The sequence below is a fragment of the Brevibacterium sp. FME17 genome (genome assembly GCF_014897515.1).
In the GTDB taxonomy this organism is placed as follows: Bacteria; Actinomycetota; Actinomycetes; order Actinomycetales; family Brevibacteriaceae; genus Brevibacterium.
On the sequence record NZ_JABUYD010000004.1, the window covers coordinates 103,433 to 129,146 of the forward strand.

General features: G+C 62.4%; 23 protein-coding genes. 9 read left to right on the plus strand and 14 right to left on the minus strand.

The features are described 5' to 3' along the window. Window positions 1-46: 46 nt before the first annotated feature. Window positions 47-1,465 carry an FAD-dependent oxidoreductase gene (locus INT40_RS05725; protein ID WP_193095718.1) on the minus strand — a complete coding sequence of 473 codons (1,419 nt, stop codon included), beginning with the start codon at window positions 1,463-1,465 and terminating at the stop codon, window positions 47-49. 140 nt (window positions 1,466-1,605) lie between these two features. Here INT40_RS05725 and rarD point away from each other — a divergent pair, with 140 nt between their 5' ends. Beyond that, on the plus strand, window positions 1,606-2,520 hold the full coding sequence (gene rarD, locus INT40_RS05730) for an EamA family transporter RarD (RefSeq protein WP_319021949.1): 915 nt from the start codon (window positions 1,606-1,608) through the stop codon (window positions 2,518-2,520). A 10-nt stretch (window positions 2,521-2,530) separates the two neighbouring features. Here rarD and INT40_RS05735 read toward each other — a convergent pair whose 3' ends face one another. The 7 genes from INT40_RS05735 to INT40_RS05765 all read right to left on the minus strand — a co-directional run bounded on the left by INT40_RS05735 (window position 2,531) and on the right by INT40_RS05765 (window position 9,089). Beyond that, the gene (locus tag INT40_RS05735; protein WP_226830862.1) at window positions 2,531-3,256 is read right to left on the minus strand and encodes an amino acid ABC transporter ATP-binding protein; all 726 of its coding nucleotides are present in this window, start codon (window positions 3,254-3,256) and stop codon (window positions 2,531-2,533) included. Further along, window positions 3,256-3,921, minus strand: a complete 666-nt coding sequence (locus INT40_RS05740; protein ID WP_101570484.1) for an amino acid ABC transporter permease — start codon at window positions 3,919-3,921, stop codon at window positions 3,256-3,258. The genes INT40_RS05735 and INT40_RS05740 overlap by 1 nt, the downstream gene beginning before the upstream one ends. Before the next feature lie 69 nt (window positions 3,922-3,990). Continuing rightward, window positions 3,991-4,788 (minus strand): transporter substrate-binding domain-containing protein, encoded by a 798-nt coding sequence (locus INT40_RS05745; protein WP_319020919.1) that lies wholly within the window; start codon window positions 4,786-4,788, stop codon window positions 3,991-3,993. Between the two features lie 115 nt (window positions 4,789-4,903). Then, on the minus strand, window positions 4,904-6,010 hold the full coding sequence (locus INT40_RS05750; protein ID WP_193072151.1) for a permease: 1,107 nt from the start codon (window positions 6,008-6,010) through the stop codon (window positions 4,904-4,906). A gap of 33 nt (window positions 6,011-6,043) precedes the next feature. Next, entirely contained in the window at window positions 6,044-7,069 is a 1,026-nt protein-coding gene (locus INT40_RS05755) for a polyprenyl synthetase family protein (protein ID WP_226830863.1), read from the minus strand. Window positions 7,070-7,098: 29 nt separating this feature from the next. After that, window positions 7,099-8,400, minus strand: a complete 1,302-nt coding sequence (locus tag INT40_RS05760; protein ID WP_193072153.1) for a geranylgeranyl reductase family protein — start codon at window positions 8,398-8,400, stop codon at window positions 7,099-7,101. Continuing rightward, window positions 8,397-9,089 (minus strand): demethylmenaquinone methyltransferase, encoded by a 693-nt coding sequence (locus INT40_RS05765; protein WP_101570488.1) that lies wholly within the window; start codon window positions 9,087-9,089, stop codon window positions 8,397-8,399. Before INT40_RS05765 ends, INT40_RS05760 begins: the two co-directional genes overlap by 4 nt. 171 nt (window positions 9,090-9,260) lie before the next feature. On the opposite strand from INT40_RS05765, the gene INT40_RS05770 reads away from it, so the two are divergent. Together INT40_RS05770 and INT40_RS05775 are read left to right on the plus strand one after the other, a co-directional pair. Further along, window positions 9,261-10,631: an isochorismate synthase MenF gene (locus tag INT40_RS05770; protein ID WP_101570489.1), complete on the plus strand. Its 1,371-nt coding sequence runs from the start codon at window positions 9,261-9,263 to the stop codon at window positions 10,629-10,631. A gap of 91 nt (window positions 10,632-10,722) precedes the next feature. Beyond that, window positions 10,723-12,171 carry an HNH endonuclease gene (locus INT40_RS05775; protein ID WP_193072155.1) on the plus strand — a complete coding sequence of 483 codons (1,449 nt, stop codon included), beginning with the start codon at window positions 10,723-10,725 and terminating at the stop codon, window positions 12,169-12,171. Between the two features lie 113 nt (window positions 12,172-12,284). Here INT40_RS05775 and menD read toward each other — a convergent pair whose 3' ends face one another. Beyond that, the gene (menD, locus tag INT40_RS05780; RefSeq protein WP_226830864.1) at window positions 12,285-14,075 is read right to left on the minus strand and encodes a 2-succinyl-5-enolpyruvyl-6-hydroxy-3-cyclohexene-1-carboxylic-acid synthase; all 1,791 of its coding nucleotides are present in this window, start codon (window positions 14,073-14,075) and stop codon (window positions 12,285-12,287) included. A 59-nt stretch (window positions 14,076-14,134) separates the two neighbouring features. On the opposite strand from menD, the gene INT40_RS05785 reads away from it, so the two are divergent. Beyond that, the gene (locus INT40_RS05785; RefSeq protein ID WP_193072159.1) at window positions 14,135-15,745 is read left to right on the plus strand and encodes an alpha/beta hydrolase; all 1,611 of its coding nucleotides are present in this window, start codon (window positions 14,135-14,137) and stop codon (window positions 15,743-15,745) included. A 23-nt stretch (window positions 15,746-15,768) separates the two neighbouring features. Beyond that, complete coding sequence (locus tag INT40_RS05790; protein ID WP_101570493.1) at window positions 15,769-16,491, plus strand: hypothetical protein; 723 nt, start codon at window positions 15,769-15,771, stop codon at window positions 16,489-16,491. Window positions 16,492-16,520: 29 nt separating this feature from the next. Here INT40_RS05790 and INT40_RS05795 read toward each other — a convergent pair whose 3' ends face one another. Next, window positions 16,521-17,630, minus strand: coding sequence for an o-succinylbenzoate synthase (locus INT40_RS05795; RefSeq protein WP_193072161.1), 1,110 nt, complete (start codon window positions 17,628-17,630; stop codon window positions 16,521-16,523). A 44-nt stretch (window positions 17,631-17,674) separates the two neighbouring features. Between INT40_RS05795 and INT40_RS05800 the strand changes: the two genes are divergently transcribed. From INT40_RS05800 to INT40_RS05810, 3 genes are all read left to right on the plus strand, one after another. Beyond that, window positions 17,675-18,592 carry a 1,4-dihydroxy-2-naphthoyl-CoA synthase gene (locus tag INT40_RS05800; RefSeq protein WP_193072163.1) on the plus strand — a complete coding sequence of 306 codons (918 nt, stop codon included), beginning with the start codon at window positions 17,675-17,677 and terminating at the stop codon, window positions 18,590-18,592. Window positions 18,593-18,604: 12 nt separating this feature from the next. Beyond that, window positions 18,605-19,864 carry an AMP-binding protein gene (locus INT40_RS05805; protein ID WP_193072165.1) on the plus strand — a complete coding sequence of 420 codons (1,260 nt, stop codon included), beginning with the start codon at window positions 18,605-18,607 and terminating at the stop codon, window positions 19,862-19,864. A gap of 83 nt (window positions 19,865-19,947) precedes the next feature. Beyond that, complete coding sequence (locus INT40_RS05810; protein ID WP_193095719.1) at window positions 19,948-20,880, plus strand: 1,4-dihydroxy-2-naphthoate polyprenyltransferase; 933 nt, start codon at window positions 19,948-19,950, stop codon at window positions 20,878-20,880. Window positions 20,881-20,886: 6 nt separating this feature from the next. Here INT40_RS05810 and INT40_RS05815 read toward each other — a convergent pair whose 3' ends face one another. Continuing rightward, entirely contained in the window at window positions 20,887-21,168 is a 282-nt protein-coding gene (locus tag INT40_RS05815; RefSeq protein ID WP_101570498.1) for a DUF4229 domain-containing protein, read from the minus strand. Between the two features lie 84 nt (window positions 21,169-21,252). Between INT40_RS05815 and INT40_RS05820 the strand changes: the two genes are divergently transcribed. Next, on the plus strand, window positions 21,253-21,684 hold the full coding sequence (locus tag INT40_RS05820; protein ID WP_193072169.1) for a PLD nuclease N-terminal domain-containing protein: 432 nt from the start codon (window positions 21,253-21,255) through the stop codon (window positions 21,682-21,684). Window positions 21,685-22,210: 526 nt separating this feature from the next. On the opposite strand, the gene ccsB is transcribed toward INT40_RS05820, so the two are convergent. The 3 genes from ccsB to INT40_RS05835 form a co-directional block, all read right to left on the minus strand. After that, on the minus strand, window positions 22,211-23,218 hold the full coding sequence (gene ccsB, locus INT40_RS05825; protein ID WP_193095720.1) for a c-type cytochrome biogenesis protein CcsB: 1,008 nt from the start codon (window positions 23,216-23,218) through the stop codon (window positions 22,211-22,213). 122 nt (window positions 23,219-23,340) lie between these two features. Beyond that, a complete protein-coding gene (locus INT40_RS05830; protein ID WP_101570501.1) occupies window positions 23,341-24,957 on the minus strand; it encodes a cytochrome c biogenesis protein ResB in 1,617 nt (538 codons plus the stop codon). Beyond that, window positions 24,957-25,712 (minus strand): cytochrome c biogenesis CcdA family protein, encoded by a 756-nt coding sequence (locus INT40_RS05835; RefSeq protein WP_193072275.1) that lies wholly within the window; start codon window positions 25,710-25,712, stop codon window positions 24,957-24,959. Before INT40_RS05835 ends, INT40_RS05830 begins: the two co-directional genes overlap by 1 nt. Between the last annotated feature and the right edge of the window lie 2 nt (window positions 25,713-25,714).

Sequence of the window (25,714 nt, forward strand, 5' to 3'; positions counted from 1 at the left end):
CGATACGGTGACGCGCTCGCAGATTTCTGGATCGAGTTACTTAAACTCAGTGCCCGGAGGCGGGCTGGCTGGCGGCTTCGGCCTGCAGATGACTGCGCGCCTCAGCCAACATGCCCTCACGCGTCGCGATCTTCACCCGCTCACGCCCCTCAGCCTCACCCAGAGCCTTCTCCGCCGACTCCACACGGTGATACCCCTCCCAATCCACATAATCAACACCCTTAGACTCCAACAACTCAACGATGGCACTGTCATCTGGATACACCGGCTCAGTCAACACACCAGCAGAACGATCATCCAAAATATGACCAATCGTCTCCAGAGCATCACCCTTCGTATGCCCAATCAAACCCACCGGACCACGCTTGATCCAACCAGTGGCATACACACCCTGGACCACATCCGCCTGCGCAGAGACCTGCTGATCATCCGCGTCGACGACACGACCCTCATGATTCGGAATAACTCCCCTGCTCGAGTCGAAAGGCAACTGCGGCAGCGCTGTACCCGCATACCCGATGGCCCGATACACGGCATCGATGTCCCAATCATGGAACGTACCGGCACCAACCACACCACCACTGCCATCAAGCTCCATCCGCTCCGTACGCAGACCCGTCACCCGATCCTCACCCAAGATCGCAACCGGGGAATGCAAGAAATGCAGATGCAGACGACGCTTAGCCCCCACCGGTTCACGCATCGTGAAATCAGCCAGAGTCTTCGCAACCTGCTTCGTCTGATTATTCGGCTCAATCGCAGCCAAAGACCCATCATCGAACTCATAGTCCTCGGGATAGACGATGATATCGACATCCTTGACATGCCCCAGCTCACGCAACTCCAGCGGAGTGAACTTCGCCTGGGCCGGACCCCGACGACCAAACACATGCACATCCGTAACCCGAGACGACTTCAGACCCTCATACACGTGATCAGGAATCTCAGTCGTGTGCATATCATCGGCCTGCTTCGCCAACACCCGCGCCACGTCGAGAGCAACGTTGCCATTGCCGATGACAGCAACCTTCTCAGCACCCAGCGGCCAGGTCTGAGCCACATCCGGATGCGAGTCATACCAATTCACGAAATCAGCAGCACCATACGAACCAGGCAGATCCACACCAGGCAGATTCAAAGACGCATCAATGAAGCAACCGGTAGAGAAGATCACCGCATCATAGCGATCAGTCAACTCTTCGAGATTGATGTCTACCCCGTACTCCACGTTGGAGAACAAACGAATATCACCACGGTCGAGGACCTTGATCAAAGCGTTGATGATGCCCTTGATCCGAGGATGATCCGGAGCCACACCGTAACGGACCAAACCGAACGGAGTCGGCAAACGCTCAAAGAGATCAATACTGACCTCGAAGTCACGCTCAGCCTTAGTCAACAGATCGGCCGCATAGATCCCGGCAGGACCGGCACCCACAATAGCCACACGGAAGGGACGCGTCATTCTCACACCTCTCTAGTAAGTCATCACCAATTGTATCGGCAATGAAGGTCCTCCTAACAAACACGTGACGAAACTCGCACTCATATCCCAGCTGACAGACCGGCGGCCGCGCCGTGTCTCGGCATCATTAGACTCTGTATGTGAACCCAGATCCAACCCCCGACATGAACGCCATTCGCAAAACCGGATTGGCCAATGGACTCTCCGCCTACCTGCTGTGGGGTCTCATCCCCCTGCTCTTCGCAGCCGCGGCACCCACCGGAGCCCTTGAACTCGTTTCACATCGCGTCATCTGGTCACTGCTCTTCTGCGCCATTCTCCTGCTCTTCACCGGCGGAGTCGCACGCACGTGGCAGGTCATCAAGTCCGGTCGCACATTCTGGCTGCTGACTTTGGCCGCTGTCCTCATCGCCATAAACTGGACGGCGTTCGTCTACGGAGTCGAAACCGGCCACCTCGTCGAGGTGTCTCTGGGCTACTATCTCAACCCGCTCATCTCCATCGGCCTCGGCGTCATCTTCCTCGGCGAAAAGCTGCGGCCTCTGCAGTGGACCGCTGCAGGATTCGGCCTGATCGCCGTCATCATCGTCGGTGTCGGCCTCGGTCGGATGCCGTATCTCTCGTTCACTGTGGCGCTGTCGTTCGGACTCTACGGACTCGTCAAGAACAAGGTGGGCAATCGAGTCGGTGCACTCGAGGGGATGACGATCGAGTCCGCTGTGCTGGCCGTGCCCAGCGCCATCTATCTCCTCATCCTCGGAGCCCAGGGCCTGTCCACGTTCACAGGTTTCGGTGCCAGCCATGTCATCATCATCCTCGTCACCGGACCGGCAACCGCGATTCCGCTGATCCTCTTCAGCGCCGCAGCCAGGCGCATCCCCCTGTCCTGGGTGGGCATGCTGCAGTACATCACGCCGACGATGCAGTTCATCACCGGCGTCTTCATCCTCGGAGAAGTGATGTCGACGACGAGGTGGATCGGCTTCTTCGTCATCTGGATCGCCGTGCTCTTGCTCTGCACAGACCTGATCCGCCAGAGCCGCCGCAAACTCTAGCCTGCCGTGCTCAGAGCACCTTGTTGAGGAATTCCTCAGTCCGCGCCGACTGCGGATTTTTGAAGATGCGATCGGGAGTGCCCTCCTCTACGATGACGCCATCGTCCATGAACAGCACACGATCCCCGACTTCGCTCGCGAAGCCCATCTCATGCGTGACGACGACCATCGTCATTCCTTCAAGAGCCAACTGCTTCATCACAGCCAGGACCTCTCCGACCAGCTCTGGGTCGAGGGCGCTTGTGGGCTCGTCGAAGAGCAGCATCTTCGGCTCCATGGCCAGGGCACGGGCAATCGCCACCCGCTGCTGCTGGCCACCGGAGAGCTGATTCGGATAGGAATTAGCCTTCTCCCTCAGTCCCACTTTGTCCAAGAGTTTCAGGGCCCTATCGCGCACAGCCGCGTCGCTGAGTCCGCGGACCTTCCGTGGAGCCAGTGAGATGTTATCGATGACGCTCATATGAGGGAAGAGGTTGAACTGCTGGAAGACCATGCCGATCTCTGTGCGGACAGCGTTGATGTCGGTCTCGCGGGCCGTCAGGCTCTGCCCGTCAATGACGACGTCTCCGCTGGTGATGTCCTCGAGCATATTCAGGCAACGCAGAAAGGTGCTTTTGCCCGAACCGCTGGGTCCGATCACGCACACGACTTCCTTGGCCTCTACGTCACAGTCGATGCCCTTGAGCACTTCATTGTCACCGAACGATTTATGCAGGTCTGATACGTGGATGATCATCAGTGAGTCAACCTCTTCTCCACAACGCTAAGGACTTTGGACAGAGTGAGGGTGACTACCAGATAGAACACCGCCACGGTTGTGTAGATCTCTACCGCGTTGAAATGATTCGATGCGACCAGTCGGCCCTGGAAGATCAGCTCGGGGACCAAGATCACCGACAGCAGAGAGGTGTCCTTGATGCTGATGATGAACTGGTTGCCCAGCGGTGGGATCATCCTCTTGAAAGCCTGCGGCCAGATCACATAGCGCATCGTCAGATGCTGTGAGAGGCCGAGGGAGCGCCCCGCCTCAGACTGTCCCTTCTCCACTGATTGAACGGCACCGCGGACGATCTCAGCAATGTAGGCACCGGAGTTCAGCCCGATCACCAGGATGCCTGCGACCAGGGACGGAATGTTGAATCCGACGATCAGCGGCAGCGCGAAGTACACCCAGATGGCCTGGACCAGGACCGGGGTTCCTCTCAGCAGCTCGACATAGGCGGTCGAGAGCCCATAGATGATCTTCTTATGTGAGAGCCGACCGAGGCCGAATACGGCACCGAGGACGAAGCCGATGATCAGACCTATCACCGACACCAGCAGCGTGTAGTACAGGCCCAGCGCAAGGGCAGGCAGGTAGTCGACGACGCCGAGCCAGTTGAATTGGGTTAACCGGGACATATGTTCCTTCCACAGAACAGCGGGCACGGGAGATGCCCCGTGCCCGCATGAGAGTCTGAGTTGCTGCGGTCAGTTTTCGCTGGGAGGATCTTCCCCGAACCATTCCTTGTACAGCTTGTCGTATGTGCCGTTCTCCTTGATCGTCGCGAGTCCCTCATCCACCGCGGTGACGAGGTTCTCGTTGTCTTTGGAGATCGCGATGCCGTAGTCCTGAGCTTCCAGGAGGTCACCGACAGTCTTCAGTTTGCTCTCGCCCTCGGTGCGGATGTAGTAGGCGACGTTCGGCTGGTCGTAGAGCACCGCGTCGGCGCTGCCGGACTCGACTGCGAGATAGGCCTGATCCAACTGCTCGTAGGTCTTGGCCTTCGCACCCTTGATGTTCTCATCGATGTAGGCCGCGCTGGTCGAACCCAGGCGAGTGGCAACCTTCTTGCCATCCAGGTCGTCCACGCTCTTGATATCGTCGTTGTCCTCTGGAACGCCCACGATCAGGCCCGATTTGTAATAGGGAGCCGAGAAGTCAATCGTCTGCTTGCGCTCGTCGGTGATGCTGATACCGGCAACGGCGAGATCGAAGGAGCCGGTCTGCAGACCTGGAATGATGCCGTCGAAATTGGTGACTTCCTGCTTCAACTCGAATCCGGCCTCATCGGCGACGGCGTTGATGATATCGATGTCGAACCCGACGTACTTTCCATCTTTCTTGAATTCGAAGGGGACGAAGGAAGTGTCCGTGGCGTAGGTATATGAGTCCTCGAGAGGCGCGTCGGCGTCGTCCTCACCGCTGGAACACGCGGAAAGTCCTGCCACCATGGCCAAGGACCCGATCATAGCCAGACCAGCGAACAATGGTTTTCTGTAGCTCACGCGAACCCCTCAAATAAAGCTCATCTGTAGTTATCTAAGAGCTTCCAGGCTATGGTTCACCTCACACATTGTCAAAAGTATGATAGTGAGCTGAAAATCTGCAGGGACAGCTGGCTCAGCTCACGAGCATGAGAACGACCCCGGAGAGCACCCCGCCGAGAGCGACGGCAATGCCCATCGCAGTCGTGGTGCGCCAGCCAAGGGACTTTCCGACCATCACCTTCGACGGGATACTCAGTGCAGGAAGGACGATCAGCAGAGCTCCGGTGATGCCTGCACCCACTCCGACGGCGAGCAGTGCGATGATGATGGGGATCTCACCTCCGGTGGGGATCACCAGGAGCGTGCCCACCACCGCGGCGATGAGGACCGCAATCGCGCCCACCTGGGCTTCGAGTCCATAGACGCCGGTCAGCCAGGGGCTGATGAGCCCGACGACGAAGACCAGAACCAGGTGCTCGGGCACGAGGATGAGCGTGAACCGCGCCAGCGACCGCAGATAACGCAGCGGAAGCGACGACAGCCTCGGCGGTTCGGGACTCTGCGCGGGAACCACCTCGGTGCGGCCCTTGATCCAACGACCGATGAGCGCGCTGGCCCCGACCGCGATGAGGACGGCGAACACCAGGCGCGTCACCACATACTGCCAGGGCAGGACGAGTCCGAGGAATATCAGCACGGCGGGGTTGAGGAGCGGGTTGCCCACCCAATAGGCGAGGGCGGCGCTTCGTTTGACCCCTGTGCTCCGCAATCCGGCGGCCACCGGGGCCGCGCAGCAGGTGCACATCATGGACGGCAGCGACAGTACCGCGCCGACGAGCGACTGGCCGGTGTGACTGGGCCGATTCATCACGCGCAGCAGCCAATCGCGCGGCACCAGCGCATCGATGGCCGCCGCCACGAGCAGCGCCACGAGCAGCGCCTTCCACACCGCAGTGAAGTACACGAGAGTGAAGTCCCAGGCTCCGGCCAGCGAGAACGTCTCCCCAGCAGCTTCGAAAAGCGGACTGCCGTCCCAGACCGAGGTCTGGCTCATCGTCCGCGCCTTGCCCCAATAGGGCATCCACTTCGACCAGCTCAGACCCACGACGAGGAACAGCAGGAGCACGCCCAATCCGATCCGATCGACCGGGGTCAGCCGTCGCCGAACGCTCGACCGATGTTCGGTCTGAGCCTCAACCGGCTCAGCCTCATCGGGCTGAGCCTGTGCTGCACCTGACATGATTCCCACCTCGCAATCGTGCCTGCAGGGTGGTCAGGCGCTGCGCGAGACCACGGAATCAGCGAATGAGAACAGCGACTCCTTGACGAGCCCGTCGGGCAAGGGCGCAAGCGCCGACTTCGCGTCATCGGCCCAGCGAACCGCCTCGGCGCGAGCCTTCTCGGTCACCGAGTGAGCCGCGAGTGCGACCCGAGCCGACTCCAGGGCTTCATCCGAATTCAGGTCCGCGTCGAGCAGCTCGACCACTTCGGCGGCGGCTTCGTCGCCGGCGGCTGCGGCAGCTCGAACGTAGAGCACCGGAAGGGTCGGAACCCGTTCACGCAGGTCGGTACCTGGGGTCTTGCCCGACACCGATGAGGTGGTCGTCAGGTCGATGATGTCATCGGCGAGCTGGAAGGCGATTCCGACGCGTTCACCGAACACCCGCACGGGCTCGGCCAGTGCCTGGTCCGCCTGCGAGAACATGACACCGAACTGCGCCGAGGTGGCGATGAGGGATCCGGTCTTGTCCCCGAGCACCTGAATGTAGTGCTCAATCGCATCCGCATCCTCCGGCGGGCCCGCGAATTCGTTGAGCTGGCCCAGGACGAGGCGTTCGAAGGTCTCAGCCTGGATGGCGACGGCCTCGGGGCCGAGCTTCGCCGTCACACCAGAGGCCTTCGAGAACAGGAGGTCGCCGGTGAGGATGGCCACGGAGTTGCCCCACACCTCATGTGCGGCCGGAGCACCTCGGCGCACGGGAGCATCGTCCATCACATCATCGTGATAGAGGGAGGCCAGGTGGATGAGCTCCACTGCGACAGCCGCGTCGATGATCGCCTCACAATCGGCCTCGCCGAGGCGGGCCGTGAGCAGCAGAAGGTTGGGACGGGCCCGCTTTCCGCCGGCAGCGAGGAGATGTTTGGACGTGGTGTCCGGCAGCTTACGCGTCTGCTCGGTCACTTCGTAGAGCCTGCGCTCGACGGCTTCCAACTGTGTGGAGATATCCGCCGCAAGCTGGGCATCGGCACCGATAAAAGTCGCCGGAGAGGCTAGGTGGCTCATGTCCTCGTCATTCATCGTAGTCAGTGTTGTAGTCGCTGGTGAGCTCAGACATTGCTGGTAGCCGGCACGATTCGGGTGAGAGCTGAAATCACCCGGTCGATAAGATCGGCCTCAGAAACCTTCGGGTCGCGGTAGAGGTTCGCCAACAATTTCACGACGAACTCCATCACAACGTCAACACCCATACCGTACTTGATTCCGAACTGCATGAGTGCAGGGTGGCCGATAATGGCGGAAAAAACGCGCCCCAGGGTGAAATAGCCGCCCAAGGAATCGCCCACCAGCGCCGGGTATTCCTGCAGTTTCTCCCGCATCACATGCTGCGGGTAGCGGGAATAGGTGGAGATCACCTCGGCGGCCAATCGAGCGGATTCGAGGGCATAGTCGATGCCCTCGCCATTGAAGGGGTTGACCATCCCGCCCGAATCGCCGACGAGGAGGAGCCCCTTGTGGAAATGCGGGGTGCGGTTGAAGGCCATCGGCAGTGCCGCGGACTTGATCGGGCCCAACGAGGTGGACTCATCGATGCCCCATTCGAGTCCCATGTCCGCGATCCACTGTTCCATCATGGTGCGGAAGTCCACGGAACCGAACTGGGGTGAGGAGTCCAGCAGACCAGCCCCGATGTTGATCGTGCCGTCGCCGAGCGGAAAGAGCCAGCCGTACCCGGGCAGAGCCTCGGACTCGCCCGCCGAATTGCGCGAACGCATCTCGACCCAGCTCTCGATGTAGTCATCGGCATGCCTCGGCGAGGTGTGATAGGCCCGCACGGCCACACCCATCGGGCGGTCATCACGCTTCTCCAACCCCATGGACACGGCCAAGCGCGATGACACACCGTCTGCGGCGATGACGATCGGGGCGCTGAAATGAGCTTCAGGTCCGACCCGACGACCACGATGGTCGGTGCCGGAGGCGTGGATGCCCCTGATCCAGCCGTCCTCGCCGATGTCCGGGGACATGGCTTTGACCTGTTCGAACAGTCTTGCACCGCTGCGCTGGGCGTGGCGGGCGAAGGCCTCGTCCATGCCCATCCGCGGCTTCGTCAGCCCATAGTTCGGGGTGCCCTCGATATCCGGCCAGTCGAGTTCCAGACGGTGACCGCCGCCGATGAGACGCAGTCCCCTGTTCTTGTGCCAACCCTCGGATTCGGGGGTGTCCATCCCCAAGAAGCCGACCTCTTTGACCGCGCGTGGGGTCAGGGCATCGCCGCAGATCTTGTCACGTGGAAACCCGGATTTCTCCAGGATGATGACCTCATGGCCGGCCTGCGCGAGGTAGGTGCCGATGGCCGAACCGGCAGGGCCTGCCCCGACGACGATGACCTCGGCGGAGAAGTTATTCACGGTTTGAGTGCGTGGTGGACGGCGACGATCCCGCCGGTGAGGTTGCGGTGCTTGACCTGGTCGAAGCCGGCGTCGAGGATCTGCTGAGCGAATTCGTCCTGGTCAGGCCAGGCGCGGATCGATTCGGCAAGGTAGACGTAGGCCTCGGGGTTCGAGGACACAGCCTTCGCCACGGCGGGCAGTGCCCGCATCAGGTATTCCTTGTAGACGAGGCTGAACGGATCGAATGTCGGGGTCGAGAATTCGCAGATGATGAGACGACCGCCGGGCCGTAGCACGCGCAGCATCTCCGACAGCGCAGCATCCACATCGTTGACGTTGCGGATGCCGAAGGAGATCGTGACGACGTCGAAGCTGGCATCGGAGAACGGGAGATCCATCGCGTCAGCGTAGATGAAGTCGATCTTCGGGTGCCTGCGACGCCCCTCGGCGAGCATGCCCTGCGAGATGTCGCCGGCGACCACCTCGGCGCCGTGATGGGTGAACGTCATCGACGACGTTCCGGTTCCGGCCGCGAGATCGAGGACGCGCTCACCAGGTCCGGCAGCCACCGAGTGTGCCACCGTCCGACGCCAGGTGCGCGCCAGGCCGAAGGTGAGCACATCGTTGGTGAGGTCGTAACGGGACGCGACGTCATCGAACATCGATGCGACGTCGTCGGGCTGCTTGTCCAGCTGAGCACGGTTCATGCCACCATTCTCTCAACACCTGAACCCAGGGGGCGAATTCGCGGACCTGTTTCCACGCTCTTTGCAGTGTGGAACTGGCCACAGACATTGTTCGCTTCCGTATTGGCTCGCGCTCGATAGTGGATTCGCGCGCGTTGGGAAGCCGAATTTCTCGACTAGAGTGGACCTGAAATGACTACGACCTTCAGTACCTCTGACATCTGCACGGCACCCCCGCGCCTGCACGTGCGCTCACGTTTTGTCGACGACGTCGAACCGGGGCCCGGTTTCCCCTTCGAATCCGGACTGCCCACGACCGTCGAAGAGACGCTGGAGCTGCTGCCCACCTCGGCGTTCTCCTGCTGGGTCCGCGACACTTCTGGCCTCATCGGGTTCGGCCGAACTCTGCGCATCCGCGCCCGCGGCCCCAATCGCTTCACCGAGCTCTCCGACGCGTGGAAGGCCATCACGTGTGCTGCGACCATCGAGGACGAGGTCGACCTGCTCGGCTCGGGCCTCATGTGCTTCGCCACCGTCGCCTACTCGGGCGAATCCGAGGTCGACTCCCTCATCCACGTCCCCGAATTCGTTCTCGGACGCCGAGGTGGTCGCGTCTGGATGACATCGATCATCGCCGAAGGCGCCACCCCCACCCCACCCCTGCTGAAGTCCGAACCGCTGCGCCAGGTCACCTCGGCGAAGTCCTCGCCCGGTGACCTCGACAGCACGTCCTGGGCAGATCTGGTCGCGAAGGTCTCGCACATGCTCACGCCCGTCGGAGATTCCGCCGAGGTGGACGCCTTCGCCGACGATGCCACCCTGCGAAAGATCGTGCTGGCCCGTGATGAGCTGGTCACCACCGACGATGACATCGACGTCCGGTCCGTGCTGGGTGCGCTCAACCGCAGCTACCCCAGCTGCTGGACCTTCGATGTCGCCGGCCTGATCGGTTCCACCCCAGAGCTGCTCATCGGTGTCGAGAACAACCGCGTGACCTCGCGCGTGCTCGCGGGCACCTATCGGGTGGAGGACAACCCGACCGCCGAGATGCCCGCCGCCAGGAAACTGCTGAGCGCGCACAAGGACAGCACCGAACATGCCTTCGCGATCGCTTCCCTGCAGCGCAGTCTCGGAACCGTCGCTGATGATGTGAGCGTCGATGAGCGACCGCACCTGCTGCCTTTGGCCAATGTCATCCACTCTGCCTCGGATGCTTCGGCCCATCTGCCGATGGACTCGGGTCTCAACGCCCTCGACATCGCGGCCGCCGTGCATCCCACCGCGGCTGTCGGCGGGTATCCGCAGGCCAGTGCTGTCGCCCACGTGGACGAGCTGGAGCCGCTGGATCGCGGCCGGTATTCGGGCCCTGTTGGTTGGATGGACGATCGCGGCAACGGTCAGTTCGGCATCGCCCTGCGCTGTGGTCAGCTCGAGGACCGCAATCGGATCCGTCTGTTCGCTGGGGCGGGCATCATGCCCGATTCGGATCCCCTCGCCGAGGTGGCCGAGACCGAAGCCAAGTTCGCTCCGATGCGCCGTGCGCTGGGTTTGGAATTGGAATAGGGCGTTTGCTGGGTCAGAACCTTGACACCGTGACAAGGTTTTGGCGCCTCGTGTCAGGGTCTGTGTCAGTGCCTCCACATAGTCTGTTGGCATGTTCACGCATCCTGCGGATGACCCGGACCATCCCGCTTATAGGGGACCTGGTTCGTGGGCCCGACTTCCGGGCATCACCACCGACATCGATCGGTGGTGCCAGACTCTGCGTGACCTCGAACCAGCACCTGATGCCTGGGAGGCCCAGACACGCATCCGGGCTCTCGAGGAGCTCATCTCCGCCGCCTCGGCTGCTCAAGCACGTGAGGCTGTAGCCTTCCACTCACACCGCCAGCGAGAAGACGCCGCCAATGACGTGCCCACTCGCGAACAGGGCAAGTACGCCGGCAACGAGATTGCGTTGGCCAAACGGGTCTCCCCCTCGGCCGGCCGCAAGTTCCTCTCCACCTCCAAGGCTGTGGTCAACGACCTGCCCCGCACCTTCGCGGCTCTGGCCGAAGGTTCCATCTCCGAGGCAAAGGCTCGCATCATCGCCGATGAGACGGCATGGCTGACTTCCGACGAACGGCTCTTCGTCGACGAAGAACTCAAAGGTCGGGCCGCGAAGGCCGGCAGCCGCCGCTTACGCACCGAGGTTCGTTCGCTGGCGGCCAATGTGTCCTCGGACAATGCGCATGAGAGGACCGAGGCAGCGAGCGCGGATCGACATGTGTCCTTGAGCGTACTCGGCAATGGGATGGCGAAGCTCAGTGCCACTCTGCCCCTGCAGCAGGCCGTCGCTGCGCATGAGAGTCTGGACGCCGCCGCTACCGATTGCAAGGTCGCCGGCCTGGACTTCGACCGCACCCGCAACCAATTGATGGCCGACATATTCGTCGAACGGCTCACGGGGCAAGAGGCTGCCAGCGATGTGCCCACCGAGGTGCATATCGTGATGGAGGCCGAGAGCCTGTTCTCGGACGGGCAGGTTCCTGCATGGATTCCGAGCTATGGTCCGTTGCCCACGAAGACGGCACGGAACTTCCTGGCGGCGAATCAGGCCCGCTCATTCATCCGCCGCATGTTCACGTCTCCGGATACCGGACAACTGGTCGGCATGGACTCGCGCAGGCGAACGTTCGGCGGTCTGCTGCGACGCATGGTGGTCTTCCGCGATGACGTGTGCCGGACCCCGTGGTGTGATGCTCCGATCAGGCACGCCGATCACGCGACTCCTGTTGCCGAGGGAGGCGAGACTCAGTGGTCCAACGCCTCCGGACTGTGCGCGGGCTGCAACTACGCCAAGGAGCACCCCGGCTGGAAACACGAAGCGACTGCCGACGACCTCACCGTCTCCACCCCCACCGGGGAAGAATACGAAACCGCCACTCCACCATTCGTCACGAAGTTCAGTCACCCACCGCCGAAGAAGAACCCGACTCCTAGCCAGCCGAATGGTTCCGGCAGTTCGCCCACGGCGGATACGCAAGACGAGATCGTCGACTTCTCCACACTGAGCTCAGCAGAGAAACTCTTCGAGGAGCTGATCCTGAGGGACACCGGCTGATTCGCAGTCGCGGCGACAGTGCCGCCAGCTCTCGCCGTTGCTTTGCCCGGACTCGCCTAGTCTTTACCCTCTGTCTCTCGATCCTCTGCGGCACAGGCTGTACAGCCTTCTGATCAGGTGAGGTTCACTTCGATGATCCGACGGCCGAGCGTCGCCTGTTCCGAGTTTCGTTCTTCTGTGACGCTGTCGACAATGTCCACAGACTTCTCAAATTCTGCGATGAAGTCGTCGAGCTGGCTGGACTCCGCGGTTATTTGCTGGGACTCGTCGTGTGGTCCCACTCTCGAGTACTCCCACCCATAGGCTGTCGCGAGATCTCTGAAGTCCCGGCCGTGTGGAACGGTGAAGTATCTCTCGAGATACGGCGCTACATGGTTCTGCGAGTGTTCGAGTCCGGAGAAGATCGCACCGCCATCATCGTTGAAGACGACGATGAGCACGTTGCCGGCCTCTTCGGCGCTCGGCACGAGCAGGCCGCCCACATCATGCAGCATTGCAACGTCACCGATGACCAGCACAACCTGCTCGTCGAGGGCGAGAGAGAGCCCCGTGGCCGTCGAGATCAGACCGTCGATGCCGGCCAGCCCGCGTGACGCGTGGATTCGTGCGCGAACATCGGTGGTTTCACTGAGATAGCGGATCGTATTTGAGCTCGCTGCGAAGAGATTGATCGCGAGGCCAGCCAGATGTTCCGTGATCGCACGTGCGGTTAACGGCGTCGACTCGGCTTCACGCTCCCGCCGAGATGCGGCGACAATCGTCTCGCCGGCACTACGCCACTCGTCGCGCCAAGCTGTGTCGATGCTTGCACCTGCGTCCTCTGGCGTTTCAGGCGACTTTGACGCTGCCAACGACTCAGGGGTCGAAAGCGAATCGAGCCGCAAGAACGATACCGAGAGCGTCACCGCATCGACATCATCGGGCAACCGCTGAACCAGCACATCTGGGTTGGCAAGCAGTGCGGCAACAGGCCTAGTCAGAGTCGGCTTCCCATGTACGATCACCGTACGGATCGCCGTGCGCAGATCCTCACGTTCACTGAGTACGCGCGCATGAGCTGGAACGGCAGCGCGCGAGTCTCGCAGCGTGGAAGTGAGGGGACTTGAGGGCTCAGCCAGGACTGGGAGTGCATAGGTCTCGACCAGCGACTCCAGCGCCCGAGCCGAGTGACCGCCTGCATCTCCGGCGACGACGACCGTGCCCGGAAGGATGCGGACTGAGACGCTTCGCGCCGCCTCTGGTGCATTCGACGATAACGGATCCGAGTGGGCAGGATTCGACGTCCCCCGGGACCCACTCGTTCCGAGTGTCTGCGCTGCTGCCTTCCACTCGCTGAGTTCCGTCACCGTCGGCACCAGCGGCACATCGAATTGCACATTGAACTGGACGGGGCCGGAATCACCACTGGTCTCGCCGAGCGAGTGCGCGACCGCCTCGGCGAGCAAAGGGCCAGCATCGGCGCTGCCAGCAGGCACATCGACCCGGGCACGCACATCGCTGAGTACCTGCGACTGATCATCGATCGTCTGATTTGCACCGGTTGCCCTCAGCCGAGCGGGTCGATCTGCCGTGATCGCAACCAGCGGAAGATGTCCATAGGAAGCTTCGAGCACCGCGGGATGCAGGTTGGCCACAGCCGAACCCGAGGTCGTCACCAAGGCAACGGCACCAGATCCAGCATCATCCTGCCTACTGCGCAGACCCCGTGCCAGACCCAAGGCCAGGAATCCGGCATCACGCTCATCGATGCGTACATGCGTACGGATCACCCCCGCCTCGGCGAGGGGGGCGAGCGCATAGATCAACGGTGCGGATCGGGATCCGGGCGCGATGACGACCTCGGTGACTCCGGACGAAGCCAACTCACGGGCAATCTGCTGCGCCACTGCGCTCGAATTCAACATCACCTGATATTCAACCACTAACCCACCTGCGGTTCACATTGGCTCCCTACGGTTGACCCATGCGTCGATCGATTCTCTTCGCGGTTGGGGCGCGCGCAATCCGTTCGCTGACCGCCGCCCGCTCCCACAGAGGACGCTTCCCAACCCACGACCAGAACAGCTCGTTCCTCGGCCCCGAACCACGCGGCAAGGATGCCAAGAAGTGGCACATCCGAGACAAACGCAAACTCTCGAACCGACTGCGCGAATTCTTCATCTACTCCCCCGCGCTCGGCCGCACCGTCGGTGTACGGGTACTGCTGCCGGGCATTCCGCAGGAGGTCAGCCCGGTCATCCACCTCTATCACGGTGGCGGTGACGACTTCCGATCTTGGACAGACTTCGGGTCCGCCGAGGAACTCACACTCGACTCCCCCTACCTGATCGTCATGCCGGATGCCGGAGCCGGCACCTACTCGCGGGTGGCAGTCGGCAGCGAGGTCCACGACTGGCCGACCTTCCACACCAAGGAGATCCCGGAATTCCTGCGCAAGAACTTCTCTGTGGATTTCGCGCCGGAGAACCAACTCCTCGCCGGACTGTCTATGGGTGGGTACGGGGCGATGAAGTACGCCGCCTGGCACCCGGACCGCTACAGCTGGGCAGCCGCGTTCTCGTCCCCACTCGACCCTTTGTCTGCGATCCCTGCCTTCGACATCATCGCCATGCGAGAAGGTGCAAAGTCGATGACGCTGTTCGGCGATCCCGTCACCGACCGCAGCGAATGGATCGCGAACTCCCCCTACGGGCTGGCGGAGAACCTGCACGGCCTGAACGTGTGGCTCAGCGCCGGCTCCGGCAGTCTCGAAGAGTCAAAGGACCGCGACCTCCTCGAGTCGATGGTCAACCAGCAGGGCGAGCGCTTCTCCGCACGATTGAATGTGCTGGGCATCCGTCACTCCTGGTTTCCCCGCACCACCGGCCTGCACAATTGGACCAGCTGGGAACGGGAGCTGGGCGCGTGGCTGAAGACTCTGCACCGTCAACGCGACTACGCCAGTTCCGATCACTGCAGCCTCGAGCGCCGGGGTGAGCATCGAGGTGGTTCCCGTGTTGCGGACGGTGGCGAGTTCTCGTATCTGACAGGCCACGCCCTTTTCGATATCTACGGATGGAGGGTCGAAATCTCACGGCGAAGGCCTCAGATCGTATGCTTCGGCTGCGTCAGTGCGACCGGCTTCTCCCTTACCGGAATCGGAAGCTTCCGAGTGCGCACACCGGACCTGTATGAACCCGGTCGCCGATACGACATTTCCGTCGTCGGGCCAACAGGAGCGAATGACTATCCGCAGCGCGCCGACAACAAGGGGCGTCTGACGTTCACAGGACGGCTGGCTGCGGCCATGCACGATCCGAACATCCCGGGCAAGCGCACCCAGCACTTCACTGCTGTGGGACAGTCCGAGGTCACGACCGTGCACATCGCCTCGGCCTCGGGTGACTCTTCCGCACCCCTACAGGCCGAGCGTGCAGCAGATCCAGTTGCCCCGCCTGGCGAAGCGACAGACTCCCCGCCTGGCGAAGCGACAGATGTTTCGGATTCGGCACATGTCGATGGTGAATCTCAGACGGCGAGTGTTTATGGTTATAACGGTCGCAGCAATGCGACCGGCTTTCGCCCACCTGATTGAACGTTGACTTCGAGAGGTCACCCATGAAACGCGTACTCCCAGCCATCGCTCTCATCGCCGGATTGGCCCTGACCGGCTGTTCGGGAACGGACTCCAAAGACTCCAAAAACGATCAGGCAGAGGACTCAGGCAGTGCTGCCCAGCCCGCGACAGAAGAGACACCAGAGGCAGTGCAGCTTGACGAGGATCAGCTCAAACAGATCATCGAATCCACAGATGTCGATGGCCAGTCATACAAACCCGTCGACCTCGGCGCAGCCTCCGGCAGCGAAGCAATCAAGGCCCTCGAAAAAGCGGAATACGAACCTGCTGAATGCAAGGACCTCGCACTGTCGGCTCTCAACGCCAGCGAGGCAGGCAACGGCACCACGCTCGCGGGAACCTCTGCGGACAACACCATGAGCGTCTCACTGATGAGCCTGGCCGATGAGAAGGCTGCCGGCTCACAACTGCAGAACTCGACCAGGGTCGCCGAGAAGTGCAGCGACGTGACTGTCAAGACCCAAGGCATCGATATGAAAATGAACTACGAGACCTTCGATGCCGTTGTCGATGGTGCCGACGAGACCGTCGGAGTCCGTGCCAAGATCTCTTCCGGCGGTCAGACGGTCCTCGACACCGACACCGTCACCAGCCGCGTCGGCAACAACCTCGTCACCGCCGCCAATATCGCCGATGCAGGGGATGCAGACTCGGTCACCAAGACCGCAAAGACATTCGTCGAAGCCGTCAAGAACGCGGGCTGACCAACCTCACGACAATGAGCTGACCAACCTCACGACCCCGAACTGAGCAGCGACGCTCGCAGAGCGCTCCAGGTCTCCTGCAGTCGCGTCGACCACCAGTCGAATCGTCCCGGATCCACCGCCAGCCTCTCCAAACGCTGTGGGTCCGGGACGATTCGCGTCACTGGGATCTGACCGTCGACCGGGTTCAGGCTCAGCTCAGGGCCTACAACGTCCTGAGCAAGCAGCCGCCCTGTGCCCAGACCGCAGGCAGGGTGTTCGCCCAGGAGCTCACGGCTCCGGGGTGTGCGCGGCAACGTTGCCGCCAGCTGAGCACCGGCAGCCAACCCGACGGATGATTCCAATGCCGATGACACCACAGCGGGCAGGCCACAGGCTTCGAGGACGGCGCGCGCTGCAGCGATCCCACCCAAGGGCTGGACTTTGACGATGACAACCTCGGCGGCTCCCAGCTCTGCCACGCGCAACGGATCATCGGCCTTGCGGATCGACTCATCCGCGGCCAGGACCACGGGAAGTCCCTGGTCAGCGAGTTGTTCGCGCAACTTCGCCATCTCCTCGACAGCCGTGACGGGCTGTTCGAAGTACTGCAGGTCGAAGGCCGCAAACTCGGCACAGGCGACGAGCGCCTCGGTCAGCGTATAGCCGGCATTGGCATCGAGGCGCAGAGTCGTCGTGGGGAACAGCCGCCGGAATTCGCGCAGTCGCTCGAGGTCAGCGGGCAGGGAGTCGATTCCGTATTCGGCCACCTTCGCCTTGACCGTGCCGACGGGTCCGTAGTGCGCCATGATCGGCTCAACCTCGGAGGTCGCGCACGCAGGCAGGGTCGCATTGACGGCAACGGATTGGGCAGCTCCGGACTGGGCACCAGATCCCGAGGGCCCAGCCTTGGTCGCTCCTGGCCGTGCGACTCCGGGCAGCAGTCCCGCGAACTCGAGTGCGGCCCCCAGCCAACGAGAGGATTCGACTGCCTCGTATTCGGTGAACGGGGAGAACTCCGCCCACCCATCAGGTCCTTCGAAGAGCATGACCTCGCGCTCGGTGATACCGCGAAATCGGGTCACCATGGGGAGGGAGAGAACGTGGAAATTCGGCACGAGCTCAGTGATCGACTCGGGAACCTGCTGCATATCAGCCATGGAGCAACCCTATCTGTCAGGCGACAGACGATAGGGTTAGGGTCATGACGGTTTCTGAAATCTTTGACCCCTCTCAGTGGCGTGAAGTCTCCGGATTCGACTTCACCGACATCACCTACCACCGCGCGGTCAAACCCGACGGCACCGACCTGGGATGCGTGCGCATTGCCTTCGACCGTCCCGATATCCGCAACGCCTTCCGCCCCCACACCGTCGACGAGCTCTTCCGGGCCCTCGACCACGCCCGCCAGACCTCGGACGTCGGCGCGGTCCTGCTCACGGGCAATGGCCCCAGCTCACGCGACGGCGGTTGGGCATTCTGCTCCGGCGGCGACCAGCGCATCCGCGGCCGTTCGGGCTACCAGTACGCCTCCGGGGAGACCCGCGAGTCCGTGGACCCGGTCCGCGCCGGTCGCCTCCACATCCTCGAGGTCCAACGGCTCATCCGCACCATGCCCAAGATCGTCATCGCCGTCGTCCCCGGCTGGGCTGCCGGCGGCGGTCACAGCCTCCACGTCGTCTGCGACATGACCATCGCATCCCGCCAGCATGCGAAGTTCAAACAGACCGACGCCGATGTCGGCTCCTATGATGCCGGCTACGGGTCTGCCTACCTGGCGAAGATGGTCGGACAGAAGAAGGCCCGCGAGATCTTCTTCCTCGGTCGCACCTACTCGGCCCAGGACATGGCAGACATGGGCGCCGTCAACGAGGTCGTCGACCACGAGGACCTGGAGACCGCGGCGCTGACCATGGCCAAGGAGATCCTCGGCAAGTCCCCCAACGCCCAGAGGATGCTGAAGTTCGCGTTCAACCTCCTCGATGACGGCCTCATGGGTCAGCAGGTCTTCGCAGGTGAGGCCACCCGTCTGGGGTATATGACCGACGAAGCCGTCGAAGGCCGTGACTCCTTCCTGGAGAAGCGCGACCCCGACTGGTCCCCCTACCCCTGGTACTACTGAGCACTCCCCTTGATGAACGCACAGTCCGTTGAGGATCTGCCCAGTGCAATCGATCGTGCCTTGGACGGCCGGTCGATCCTCGTCCTGCCCCGCACCCGTGATGCCGCCATCACCGAGGTGGCTCCCAGACAGTGGAGAGGTGCAGGCCGGGCGCCGGCGCTGGTGCTCTTCACCTCGGGTTCGACGGGCACGGCCAAGGCCGTCGCCCTGTCCGCCGAGGCCCTGACCACCTCGGCGAGGGCCACAGAACGGTCCCTTGCCGGGCCCGGCGATTGGCATCTGAGCCTGCCCATCAACCACATTGCGGGGTTCCAAGTGGAGCTGCGCGCCCGGCTCGCGGGACGGGAACCGATCAGGACCACTTCGGCGACCTTCACCGCCGGCTCCTTCGCCGACGAGGCGCAGCGTCTGTTCGCCCGTGCCGGCCAACGGCCGACCTACACGTCGCTGGTGCCCACCCAATTGCACCGGGTACTTGCAGGCGAACGAGCCACACTTGCGGCAGCGAAATTCGACGCCATCCTCCTCGGCGGTTCCGCAATCTCACCGGCGCTGCTCGAGCGCGCCGATGCGCGAGGCCTGCACATCATGCGCACCTACGGGATGAGCGAAACCGCAGGTGGGTGCGTGTACAACGGGGTTCCCTTCGACGGTGTCGAAATCACGATCACCGAGTCCTCGACGATCAACCTGAGTGGAGGCGTCGTCGCCGATTCCTACGTCGAGATCACAGCCGAGGGGAACATCGTCCCCGTCGACAGCCCCGGCCTGACCACCGGCGCCAACGGTGGTCGGACCATGCACACGAGCGATCTGGGTCGGCTGGACGATGGGGTACTCACGGTGCTCGGCCGTGCCGATGACATCATCGTCTCCGGCGGCACGAACGTCTCACCACATGCCCTCGAGACCGGGCTCCTGCCCACCTGGCAGCACCATGGAATCGCCGAGGTGCTCGTGACCTGGGTGCCCGATGAGGAGTGGGGGAAACTGCTTGTCGCCCTCGTCCGCATCGATGGTCAGACGCCCGCTGACCTGACCGAGACGATGGGTTCACCACGTGAGTTCGCGCGAAGGCTGGCCAGACTCGACCACGGAATGCAGGGCCAACTTCTGCCGCGGCTGGTCTTCTGCGTCCCAGAGATCCCCAGTCGCTCGATCGGTAAGCCCGACCGGCAGGCTGCCGCCCGGCTTGCGGCCGAGCTGGCTGAGTCGGCTGAGCTGGCTGAGTCGGCTGAGCTGGCTGAGTCGGCTGAGACAGATAACAGCTGAGGCCCAGCACCCGAATACCCTATTAAGTGAACTGTCGGTAATATGAGACGGTTCCAATTCTCATGAGGAAGGCATCCAGCCCAATGGCAACTGCAGCGCAGTGGATCTCCGGAGCCCGATTACGAACATTGCCGCTGGCTGTGGCCCCTGTTCTCATCGGCACCGGTGCCGCAATCGGCTCTGTCGGCGGCTTCACCTCATTCATCATCGGTGACTACACGCGCAACGGCCACGACTATTCGCTGCCGCAGATCTTCCTCCGTGCCGTACTGGCCCTCATCGTCTCGCTCTGCCTGCAGATCGGGTCGAACTTCGCCAACGACTACTCCGACGGCGTCCGCGGCACAGATGATGTCCGCGTCGGCCCAGTCCGCCTCACAGCGACCGGACTCGCCGAACCCAGCGCGGTCAAAAGGGCGGCGTTCTTATTCTTCGGCATCGCCGGGGTCACCGGAATCGCTCTCGTGCTCATCGCACAGGCATGGTGGTGCCTCATCGTCGGCGCCGCCGCTGTGGCCGCCGCCTGGTTCTATACGGGCGGCAAGAAGCCCTACGGGTACATGGGGCTGGGTGAAGTCTTCGTCTTCGTCTTCTTCGGCCTTGTGGCCACGCTGGGCACGATGTGGATGCAGGTCGGCGGACTCAGCCTCAGCGGCTGGGCAGGTGCGATTGCCATCGGTTCACTCGCCTCGGCGGTGCTCATGGTCAACAACCTGCGCGACATCCCGACCGACATCGAGGCCGATAAGATCACTCTGGCCGTGCGCTTCGGCGACAACCGGGCTCGGATCGCATATGCCAGCCTCGTACTCGTACCCTTCGCGCTGCTGGTCCTGGCCATCCTCGATGGGCATCCAGCCGTCGCACTGGCCATCCTCGCACTGGTGCTCGCGCTCAGCCCGCTGAAGACGGTGCTGCGTGGGACCACAGGCCCCGGTCTCATCCCGCCGATCAAATCTACGGGCCTCACGGCTCTGGCCTTCGCCGCTCTGATGGGACTGGGACTGGCTCTGTAACCCGGCTCAGTTCTCTTCGTCGACGTTCTCTGCGTCGACGATGCGGTCTTCTGTGTCCTCGTCAGCGCTCTTCCGCTTGGGGCTCGTGGCTCGCTTCGCCACACGCTTCTCGATGTCGTCTGCCACTTTGGCCCGCATGCTGCCCAGGAAGAGGTAGCTGAGGATGGCTCCGATGACGATTGCCGCCATCGCCATCACGAGGTTGAACCCGAGGAATGGCTGCAGAATCAGTCCGACGGCGACGATGATGCCCAGACGGGCCAATGTATAGATCCAGAAGTTGCGCATTGCACCTATTTTAGTCCGTCCACATCAGTGATTCATCACCGCCGGTGTGGGCCGGTGTTCAGGTTAGTGGACTATCCTGGGTGCATGGCTCGAATACTCATTGCCGCGATCGTCCTTGCGGCGGCGGTCACACTGTACGGACTCTTCGATTGCCTTCTGCGCGATCGTGGTCTGATCCGAGTCTTGCCCAAACCCGTCTGGGCAATCATCATTCTGTGCATCCCGGTGATCGGCTTCATCCTCTGGTACGCCTTCGGACGCGGATCCGAGGACAAGCCCACAGCTGCACCTCGCCGTCGCGGCCCCAGCGCCCCAGACGATGACGAGGACTATCTGCGGAAGATCGATCGCGACGTCAAGCTCGGAAAGCACGCTCCTGAGGCGCAGAACCCCGCGGACAAGACTCCCGACGCTGATGACAAGCCTTCCTCCACCGATTCCGACACTCACTCTGCCGACACCGACGATCATGGTTCAGGCGGCTCCACCGGCGAAGGTCGCGGCCGCTCGAACTGAGTTCGCGGGCTGAAGCTTTGCTGATGCTGCTTGGCGGGCTTGATCCCTTTGGATCCTAAGCTCCGCTGGTCTGTCTGAGCGCTGGTCTGAGGCTCTTGTTGCCCACTGAGCACCGCTGTCCGTCGCCCGTCTAAGACGAACGCTTGTTGACTGCAGACGAGGCTTGCGCGGGAGCTAGATATCTCCCCCTTCAGGATGTCAGCACAGAGAACAGAACTACGGCGCACGAACGTGTTCAGACTCGATCCAGCGCTCGTCACCCGCTGCTGGAGGCGCCACGCGACGCAGACATCCGCCTGATTGGACTCTTCATAAATAGCCCTGCAAGGCGGAAGGCGGCTATCCAGTGGCCGAGGACCCATCATCACGTTACGGCTGAGATACTCCTCCGGCGCCGGCCCAACAGTCAAGCGTCGTCGCTCAACATTGGAAACAGTTCAGCGCTGAGCATCAATCGCTCAGCGCTGGCAGCGGATCACCGCTGACTACTGATCGGCCGTGACTACTGTTCGGCCGCGGCTGCTGATCAGCTGAGGCCTGAGTAGGAGTGCAGGCCGTTGAAGTACATGTTGACGACGGTGAAGTTGAAGATCACGGTGGCGATGCCGATGAGGTTGAGTACGGCCACCTTCGTCGGTCCCCAGCCGCGAGTGGCGCGGGCATGCAGGTAGGCAGCGTAGACGACCCAGACGACGAACGTCCAGATCTCCTTCGAGTCCCAGCCCCAGTAGCGGCTCCAGGCCACCTCGGCCCAGATGGCACCGGCGATGAGGGTGAACGTCCAGGTGATGAAGCCGACCGCTGCGATCGTGTAGGAGAAGCGTTCCAGATCGATGCTCGCAGGCATGCGGCGCATGAACTGCAGCCACTTCGGGTTCTTGGTCTCGTACCTGTCCTTGAGGATCTGGAACAGGGCCAGGATCGCGGAGATGTAGAGCAGCGACGTCGACAGGATCGCAATAGGCACATGGATGGCGATCCAGTATGAGTCGAGCGCTGGGATGAGCTTCGCGGCCGGCGTGTAGAACACAGTGATGGCCAGCCCCAGGCACAGGAGCACTCCCCCTGCGACGATGGTTCCCAGGTAGCGGATGTCCTTCTTCACGTTGACGATGAGGAAGACGATCACGGTGATCGCGGTGGCGGTGAGGACGTACTCCATCATGTTGCCCCACGGCACACGCATCACGGACAGCGCACGGGTGAGCACAGCTGCCACATGTAGGAGCCCGGCAAGGACGAGGAGCGATGTGCCGATCCGGGCACCGCGCCGAGGCCTCTGTTTGCGCGAACCGGTCGTGATCTCGGCCGAAACGCCCGTCTCCGGCGGATCGAGGAGGGCCGTCGCGGTCTTCCTGTTCGTGCGTCGCACGTTCGAAGGTTTGGCTGCACTCGTCGCGCTGACTTCGCTCTGTTTGAGTTCGCGCCCGCCGAACAGGTCGAAGGCATAGAAGATCATGGCGACGGCGTAGACGATCATCGCCGAGATGATGAGCTGGTTCGACCACATTGCGAGGTCAGTGTTGACGTCCATACATCCTCCGCACCAGCGGTGCTCTTCCATTTGTGTTGGGTTGCTGTGCTGTTGCTGTGTTCGAGCCGCCCGCATCGGGGTCGACCCGCGACAATTCTACTCCGCGTAGTACCTAAAGCTAATCATTCGTCGTCACTGGCAATCCGGCTCCCCGGATGGGACTCGGGATCAGCATCTGGTTTGTCGGCAAGGTCCTTCGCCAGATCCTGCGCCGCCCGTTCGACCATCTGGTCTTCACCGCGGGCAAGAGCCGCAATTTCGACCTGACCGTCCTTGATGCGCACCCACATGCGTCGGCGTGGGATGAACAGGGACAGGCCGAGTCCCAGCAGCACTGCGATCGCGCTGGCCAGCATCAGACCCTGCGTCGGGTCCTGGGAGATGTCGACGGCGATATAGCGTTTGACCCCGTCGAAGGTCACCGAGCCGCCGTCGGGCAGTTTCTGGGTCTCACCCTCGGCGAGTTGGATGAGCAGAGGGTTGCCCGCGGAGTCGGTCATCTCCGTCATGTTCTCGGCATCGATCGTGTACACCGACTGCGGGGTTCCGTTGTCGAGGCCCAGGTCACCGGTGTATCCGCTCATCACGAGGTAGGGGTTGCGCAGTTCGGCGAAGCTGGAGACCAGTTCGCCGTTCTCGTCCTGAGTCGCTGTCGGCAGGAAGACACCGACGAAGCCCATCTGGGTTCCGGCGGAGTCAGGGACCTTGATGACGCCTTCGGAAGTATATCCCGGGTCGCCGCCATCGGGGATGAATACCTGCGGCCCCGAATGCACGACCTTTCCCTTCGCGTCCTTGACCGTGACCTCCGGCGCGTAGCCGTTTCCGGTCAGGTAGACGCCCGTGCCGCCTACGCGCACGGGCTCGTTGACGCGCAGCGTGTGCTTCTCGCTCTTCCCGCCCGCGGTGGCCGTCACTTTTGCGTCGAAGGTGCGGGGCTGACCGAATTGGCTGCCAGGGGCCTCATCGTCGAAGGTGGATTCGAAGCTGTCGAGTTTGAGCCGGAAGTCCGGCAAGTAGTCCGCGTTGTAATAGGAGCCGGGCTCGAATGAGTCGTAGGCGACCAGTGAGTTCGTGAAAGTCTCCCCCTCGACGAGGATGCGCTGGCCCTGGTAGCCGAACAGGGATCCGATCGCCATCGTCAGGGTGGCAACGAGGAGTGCGATATGGAAGACCAGGTTGCCGGTCTCGCGCAGGTAGCCGCGTTCGGCAGACACATGGTCATCGTGGCGCACCGTGCGGTAGCCGAGCCTTTTGAGCCGAGCCTGAGCGGTGGTGAGGAAGTCCTGATCCGCGGCTTCGCGGGATTCGGCTGATCCGGTCGCCGAGGTGAAGGTTTCGTATCCGGGCATCCGACCCAACCGCCTCGGCGCCTTTGGAGGGGCCGAACGCATGGCCTTCCAATGCTGGGCCGAGCGTGGAATCACGCAGCCGATGAGCGAGATCATCAGCAGCAGATAGATCGCGGAGAACCAGATCGAGGAGTACACGTCGAACATCTGGATCGTGTCGAGGAACTGACCCCAGGCGCCATTGGATTCGAGGAACGTGGTGACCCGGCCCGGGTCCTGGATGCGCTGAGGCAACAGGGAACCTGGGATTGCGGCCATGGCGAGAACGAGGAGGAGGATCAGAGCCACCCGCATCGTCGTCAGCTGACGCCAAGCCCACCGGCACATGCCGATGAATCCCAGCTGCGGCTGCGTCACAGCCTGTTTGTCGGCGGTCTTCTTCGCCACTAGATCACCACTTCGAAATCATAGATCAGACCCTGCAGAGATGTCATCCACGCGTTCCACAGCCCGGAGGCCATGAGAACGCCCAACACGATGAGCATGATGCCGCCGGCACGGACGATTGCCGCCTGGTGTCTGCGCACCCAGGTCAGCCGTCCGGCGCCTTTGTGGATCGCCACTGCCAGGAGGATGAACGGGATGCCCAGTCCCAGGCAGTACACGAATGCCAGAATCGCGCCGCGCCAGATGGCTCCGTCGCCGCCGAAGCTCACCGACATCGACAGAACAGCTGAGAGGGTCGGTCCGACACATGGTGCCCAGCCGAGTGCGAAGGTCGCGCCGAGCACGGGCGCACCCCACAGTCCCGCCTTGGGCCGGGCCCGGATCCGGTGTTCCCTCTGGAGCAGTCCGAAACCGCCCATGAAGACGAAACCGGCGATGATGACGATGACGCCGAGGATCCTGATGAGCACGCCCTGCCACTGTGAGAACAGTGCGCCGAGGGCCGAGAAACCGGTTCCCAGCAGAACGAAGACAACGGTGAATCCGAGGACGAACAACGCGATCCCGACGACCACCCGCCAAGATTCCTTGTCCTTGAGCGAGGATCCGCTCAGTCCCGTGACATAGCCGACGTAGCCGGGGACCAACGGGAGGACGCAGGGTGAGACGAAGGAGACGAGTCCGGCCAGTGCGGCCGCGCCGGCGGCCAGAAGCAGCGGCCCGTCGAGAACCGTTTGGGCGAAGTCCGCCCCGATTC